This is a genomic window from Dietzia sp. Die43 (assembly GCF_024519835.1).
Classification (GTDB): Bacteria; Actinomycetota; Actinomycetes; order Mycobacteriales; family Mycobacteriaceae; genus Dietzia; species Dietzia kunjamensis.
The window spans coordinates 1-4,061 of the sequence record NZ_JALJRF010000039.1 but is presented as its reverse complement, the minus strand read 5'-3'; the positions used below and the strand labels follow the sequence as shown (position 1 = coordinate 4,061).

Here is a 4,061-nt window from a genome sequence, read left to right as displayed (position 1 = left end):
TGGGCCGGTCGCTGTGGAAGCGGCACCGCGAGATCCTCGCCTACTTCGACGTGGGCGCCTCCAACGGCCCCGTCGAGGCCATCAACGGACGCCTCGAGCACCTCCGCGGAATCGCCCTGGGCTTCCGCAACCTCAAGCACTACATATTGCGGTCGCTCATCCACTCCGGACAGCTCCAGAACCGGATCAACGCACTCTAAATCCGGAAGGGCCGGTTAACGCAGGGGATCCGCCTTCGGCTCGCGGGGAGGTCATCGACGCCCCCGCGGTTGACTGTCTGCCGATTTGTCGCTCGGGCTGGCCATCCGGTCCGGGGGTCTTGAGCTACAAGAACTCAATCGGCGCGGGAGGGGAGAGGTGACGCTTTCAAGGGGAAGGGTCGCGAAGAGCCCGCTGGGTTTGGCCCACGCAAGGAGCTGCGAGCGAAGCAATAGGTTGCGAGCGGATCGACGAGCCCGCTGGCGGGCAGGCCGGCGAGCGGGTGGTCCTTGCCTGCCCAGTGGGAATTCTGCCGATTTGTGCCACCCGTACCGCGACCGAGGGGCAACCTCACCAGGGTGTGGTGTAGCTCAGAGCACCTCATCGCGTCGGTGACCTCTACTTCGACAGCGGTGGCTGCACCGGCGGCGGGAGAGGACGCGATCCATGTATGCACTGCCTGGAAGGTCATCGCCTCTTCTGTTCTGTCGGACATCGGTAGCCTCCTCGCCGCGGTGGGTGGCCCGCGATTTTCTAGCTCGCATCCAATGTGACTGTATGCGGTGTTACGGCCGGAGTTGGGCAGAGCCTCCCTCAAAGTATGAATGTGAAGAATGCCACCGCCATAATCCCGGAGTGCTCTTTCAGAATGTTTATTGAACCTTCATCGGAGGTGACTCCAAACTTCATCTTTTTGCGAGATCATTACCAGTATTTGAATGAGGAGCAGATGTGACGGACCAGGATCCAATTACCGGCCTGCCTGAAAGCCCTATTGGGGAGACGGTGGTGTTGGCCGCTCACGGTGTGGCTAAGTCCTACCGAACCGGGTGGTGGCCACGACGGCGCACCCGACGCGTGCTGCGCGGCGCGGACATCGAGCTTCGACCTGGCGAGATCGTGGGTCTAGTGGGCGAAAATGGGTCGGGGAAATCAACTCTGATGAAAATTTTAGTGGGTGCTTTACCCCGAGATAGCGGCACCATTAGCCACACTGGGCCCATCGGATTCTGTCCGCAGGAGCCGATCCTGTACGAGAGGCTGACCTGCGACGAGCACTTCGACCTGTTCGGTCGGGCCTACCGCATGGACGACGACGAGATCGAGCGGTCCAAAGACGACATCTACACCACGTTGGGCTTTGTCGCGTGGAGGCACGCTCGCGTTGAGGCGCTGTCCGGGGGGACTCGGGCCAAGCTCAACCTCGGCTTGGCGCTGCTTCCGGACCCTGACCTGCTGCTACTGGATGAGCCCTACGCCGGGTTCGACTGGGACACCTACCAGCGGTTCTGGCAGTTGACCCGAGACCGGCGCGAGTCCGGGCGCAGTCTGTTGATCATCAGCCATTTCATCACTGACGCCGAGCGCTTCGACCGCATCTACGACCTGGTCGACGGCAGGACGATCTTACGATGACGACCCCATTCACTGTGTCGTTGACGTGGCGGTATCTGGTCGAGTATGCCCGCCGTCCAATAAATTTGGTGCTACTGGGCGTCGTGCCCCTGGTGTTTGTGACCTTGACAGCGGACACGATTGCCGAGTTCGCCCGGATCCTGGGTGGGCAAGCCAGCCTCGGACAGTTGGAGGCGGTGACCGCCGGCTGGGCCTCAGCATTTCTGGCTGGCGTGGCGGGGTTCTTCCACGTCAGCGGGTCCCGTCAGGCAGATCGACGACTGGCTGCCACGGATTCCTCCCCGACGAGGGTCGTGCTGGCCAGGCTGGCGTCGTCTCTGGCGTTGGCGGGCGTGGCGGTTGCCGGTTCACTTCTGGCGCTGGCGCTTCGTACCGACATGGTTGACGTGGGCCGCACAGTGACAGCCACCGTCATGTTTGCCCTCATATACCTGGGACTCGGCACAGCGGTGGGTGCGCTAGTGCGCTCCGAAGTCAACGGCTCTTTGGTGATCGTCTTCGTGTGGATGTTCGATGTATTCCTCGGACCGGCGATGGGTCCGTCCGACTCATGGATTACCCGCGTGTTCCCTTCACACTTTCCGACGTTGGTGATGCTCGATGCCAGCACTGGCCACGCGGGCCCGCTCAGTGACCTTGGCGCCGCAGCGGTCTGGACCCTTGGCGGGCTGGTGCTCGCGTTCGGTGTCCTCGTGTTGACTACCGGCCACCGCCGCACCAGTCGTCGTGCACCCGAGTCGACCTGGGGGCGCACACGGGTGGCGTCGCGGTTCGCCTGGCGCGAGTATCGACGCAACGTCGCACTGTGGGTTCTGCTTGTCGGTCTTCCCTTCTTTTTCATCTCTCTGTCGATCGCCATCACCCCTGATCAGCCCACCCCCGTTGCACTCACCGAGCGCGGCCAGGACACGATCGCCATTGTCTCGATGATCGATGTGCACGGAGCGATCATGGTGCCGATCACCGTGGCCTTCCTGGCCGGCCTGGCTGGCCTGTTCGTCGTGCTCGGATCACTCGAGGCCGACCGGCGACTCGTTGTGGCCGGCTACCGCACCGCAGAGGTGCTCGCGGCTCGTCTCGGGGTGATCCTCTTGGCCGCAGTGTTGGTCAGCGCAGTCTCCCTGGGCGTGACCAGCTTCAGCTTCCAACCGCGTTCGTGGGTGGCGTTCGCGCTCGCGACCCTGGCGGTTGCCCTGACCTACGCCATGCTCGGAGTGCTGATCGGACCTATAGTCGGGCGCCTGGGCGGCCTGTACTTGATGTTCATGCTGCCTTTCCTTGATGTCGGGTTGGCCCAGAACATCATGTTCGACGCCGCCCCACCCGACTGGGCGACTTGGATGCCCTCCCATGGAGCTGTTCGCGTCTTGACCGACGCAGCGTTCACCCCCAGTTTCGACGAGACCGCCGGGGCGTTACTGGCCCTTGGCTGGCTAGCTGGGATCACGCTCGCGGCAGCCATGGTGTTCCACCGGATTGCCGCACCGGGCCGCACCCCACTGAGGACAGCCAGCTAAACGTCGAAGACGACGTCGTGGTTCACCTCGTGCACGAACCCCTGGACCCTCAAGTGTGGTGGGAGGCAATTTGACAGGGGTGCGCGGCTCGATTTTCTGCCCCCCGCGACATCTCCCGTGTCAACCAGAATCCGGCGCCGAGCAGCAGTACAGCCCCGTAAATCGTGCTCCGCGCCGGAACTTCGGCGAAGACCAGATACCCCAATGTCGTGGCTACCACAGGGGAGACAATGATATCGACCAGCGAGTAAACATTGGCGTTGAGAACTTTCAAAACGATGGAGATGCCGAAATAGGCGAATCCTGTGGAAATCACGCCCAAACCCCCCACCCAAAGCATCACCGGCACGGAGATACCTAGCCCGGGATAGGAGATTGTGGCTGAGACCTTGCCGGGCCCGACGAGCAGCAGCGAGGGCGACAGCACCAGTGCCGCGGCCAGGAGCGACCAGGCTATGTCGTTACCCGTCTCGGTCTTGCCCTCATAACGCATGTAGGTGATCATCGCCGCATAGATCGCCCCGGTTGCCAACGCCACAAGATTGCCCAGGGTGTGACCGCCGCTGAGCGGGTTAGCCACGGCGATACCGGCCAACGCAATGACGAAAATCCCGATGTAGCGCTTGTGCGCCTTCTCGCCAAGAAACAGTGCAGAAAAAATGAACACGAAGAACGGGGCAATACTCCAGAATATCACCGCATTGGCGATGGGCACCAACGTCATGGCGTAGTTGAACACTCCGCCCTGGGCCGCGATCAGCGCGCCGATGATGACCGTGTCCTTTACGTTCCCGCGCGGGAACCGGGGCCATTCCCGGCTCGCCAGTGCCCGCGCAATGAACAGAAACACCGCCGCGAAGGCCATCGCGTAAAACGGCCCTTCCGGATTCAGAGTGCATTGATCCGATCCCGCAGCTGTCCGGAGTGAAT

4 protein-coding genes are annotated in these 4,061 nt (G+C 62.3%); 3 read left to right on the top strand and 1 reads right to left on the bottom strand.

The features are described 5' to 3' along the window. The 3 genes from NR111_RS18020 to NR111_RS18010 form a co-directional block, all read left to right on the top strand. The coding region (locus tag NR111_RS18020; RefSeq protein ID WP_256821603.1) for a transposase at nucleotides 1-200 on the top strand (200 nt) is incomplete at its 5' end. A gap of 730 nt (nucleotides 201-930) precedes the next feature. Beyond that, on the top strand, nucleotides 931-1,614 hold the full coding sequence (locus NR111_RS18015) for an ATP-binding cassette domain-containing protein (protein WP_096907171.1): 684 nt from the start codon (nucleotides 931-933) through the stop codon (nucleotides 1,612-1,614). Then, nucleotides 1,611-3,131, top strand: a complete 1,521-nt coding sequence (locus NR111_RS18010) for an ABC transporter permease (RefSeq protein ID WP_067717482.1) — start codon at nucleotides 1,611-1,613, stop codon at nucleotides 3,129-3,131. The genes NR111_RS18015 and NR111_RS18010 overlap by 4 nt, the downstream gene beginning before the upstream one ends. A 49-nt stretch (nucleotides 3,132-3,180) precedes the next feature. Here the strand turns inward: NR111_RS18010 and NR111_RS18005 are convergent. Continuing rightward, a partial coding sequence (locus NR111_RS18005; RefSeq protein WP_256821602.1) for a DMT family transporter occupies nucleotides 3,181-4,061 on the bottom strand: 881 nt, incomplete at its 5' end.

Coding starts and splice junctions, on each gene's coding strand:
- NR111_RS18010 (WP_067717482.1), top strand. CDS start 1,611: ATGACGACCCCATTCACTGTGTCGTTGACGTGGCGGTATCTGGTCGAG.